Genomic DNA, 2,160 nt, shown 5'->3' on the forward strand with positions numbered 1-2,160 from the left:
TCCCCGGACCCTCGGGCCCCGACCCGGCCCGCGCCCTCACCCCACCGGCGCCGGTGGGAGGGTCCGGTCGCGGGCCCGTCCGCTCCCGCGGCCCCCGAACGCGAACCCGACCCCCATCGCGATCGAGAGGACGGATCCGGCCGCGAAGGTGGCCGGACCGTCGAGCCGGGCGAAGACCGGGGAGGCGATGAGCGGTCCGACCGTCTGTCCGAGCCGCACGGCGCTCACCCACAGCGCGACGAGCGTCCCCCTGCTGTGGTCGGGAGCGGCGGATGCGGCCACGTCCTGCAGCGCCGGGATGAGGATGCCCTGCCCGAACCCGAACACGAGGACGCCCACGGCCAGGGCCCACAGCGCCGGGACCGCTGCCACCATCCCGAGGGAGACCGCGAACAGCCCGGCCGAGCCGACCAGCACGCGCCTGCGGCCGGCCGCCGACTCCATCCGTCCGAGTGCGAGCGAGGAGAGGGTGGAGGTCAGTGCGGGCAGGGTCAGCACCAGCCCCCGCGCGGTGGGTCCGAGCCCGAACGCCCTCTCCACGTAGAGCGGGAGCACGGTGAAGAAGAGTCCGAATATCAGGACCATGACCAGGATGCCCGCGACGAACGTCCCGAGGATCCTCGCGGTCCGGACGTAGGGCCACGCCTCCACCACCTGGTCGCGGGTCCGGACGTCTAGCGTCGGGGAGCGCGGCAGTCCGCGCAGCGCCACGGCCGCGGTGATCAGGGACAGAGGGTAGAGGAGGAAGGGAGCCTCCCACCCGCCGAGGTCGGTGAGCGCGCCCCCCAGGAGTGGGAAGGCGGCGACGGCCACCGTGAGGACGGCGGCGTTGCGTCCCATCATCCGGACGCGCTCCGTCCCCTCCCAGTGGTCGCCTATCAGCACGACCGCCAGGTTGATCAGTCCAGCCGATCCCACCCCCTGCGCGAACCGCAGGGCCACGAGCATCCAGACGTTCGTGGAGACGGCGACGAGTCCGCCGGACACGCCGAAGATGACGAGGCAGGGGACGAGGACCTCCCGGCGTCCGAACCGGTCGGCCAGGAGCCCGATGGCCGGAGCGAGCAGGATCCCGGGGGCCGAGGCCGCGGCGACGACGAGTCCCGCCATCCGGGCTCCCACGTCGAGGCCGGCGAGGATGTCCGGGAGCGCCGGCGCGACGAGCGTGTTGACGGTGACGCCGGTGACCGTGATCGAGTAGATGAGCCAGAGGGAGGGCCGGCGGTCCACGGTCACGGCGGGCACGCTACCAAGCCGGCAGGACCGGGGGCCGCGAGGGCGAAACAGACCTCGAAGCCCGATCCCGGAGGACCCATGCGCTCACCACGTCTCATGCACCTCGTCGTCGCGCTCGCCGTGTTGCTGCCCGCGCTGCCGGCGGGAGCCCAGACGCAGCTGCTCGAGCAGCTCCCCGTCACCCACGCCCAGACGCCGCGAGGGGTCGGCATCGTCACCCCGGCCGCCCCGGTGGCCCCGACCGCCAAGGTCGTGGACGGCGACATCTCCGACTGGACTGGCACGGGAGCCGGGTACGGCGGGACGGTCGTGCACTCCCACGGAGAGCTGATCTACACCGACCACCTCTTCGACTCCTACGGAGCCGACGACGGACGCGACGCCCGCCGGTACCGCGAGCTGTACGGACCGCTGCGCAGCGTGGCCCCCGAGACGTACCGCGCCGAGGGGATCTTCCAGGCGCTCGCCGGGGAGCTCGGGCTCCCCGTGCCCCACGACTACCAGGCCGAGGAGCACTACGGGAACCAGGGGTTCCAGCCGGCCGCCGATCTGCTCGAGCTGCGGGTCGCCGCCGACGCCGACAACCTCTACGTCCTCGCCCGGACGACCACGATGACCGACCCCGACGACGCAGCGGTCGTCCTCCTCGCCGACACCCGGCCGTCCCCCGGGGAGCGGGGCGTCCCCTTCTCGACGGGGCTCACCACGTCCGAGGGGGACGTCGCGGTCTTCCTCGGCTCCCACGAGCCTCGTCTCGTCGACCTCGAGACGGGGGCGACGAGCCCGATCAGCGTGGCGATCGAGCCGGACGGGTACACGAACTCCTTCGAGGCGGCGATCCCACGAGCGTCCCTGGCCGGGTCGCACCTGCGGCTCGCCGCGGCGACGGGGCTGCACGACGGCGTCGGAGCCTTCGCGATCCGA

Annotated in this window: 2 protein-coding genes; one reads left to right on the forward strand and one right to left on the reverse strand. The window is 73.3% G+C overall.

Going from position 1 to position 2,160, the window contains the following annotated elements; genetic code table 11:
• Positions 1 to 36: 36 nt before the first annotated feature.
• Positions 37 to 1,236, reverse strand: coding sequence for an MFS transporter (locus VM840_04675; GenBank protein HVL80868.1), 1,200 nt, complete (start codon positions 1,234 to 1,236; stop codon positions 37 to 39).
• 78 nt (positions 1,237 to 1,314) lie between these two features.
• On the opposite strand from VM840_04675, the gene VM840_04680 reads away from it, so the two are divergent.
• On the forward strand, positions 1,315 to 2,160 hold an 846-nt coding region (locus tag VM840_04680), incomplete at its 3' end, for a hypothetical protein (protein ID HVL80869.1).

Source organism: Actinomycetota bacterium, from assembly GCA_035540895.1.
Lineage (GTDB): Bacteria > Actinomycetota > JAICYB01 > JAICYB01 > JAICYB01 > DATLFR01.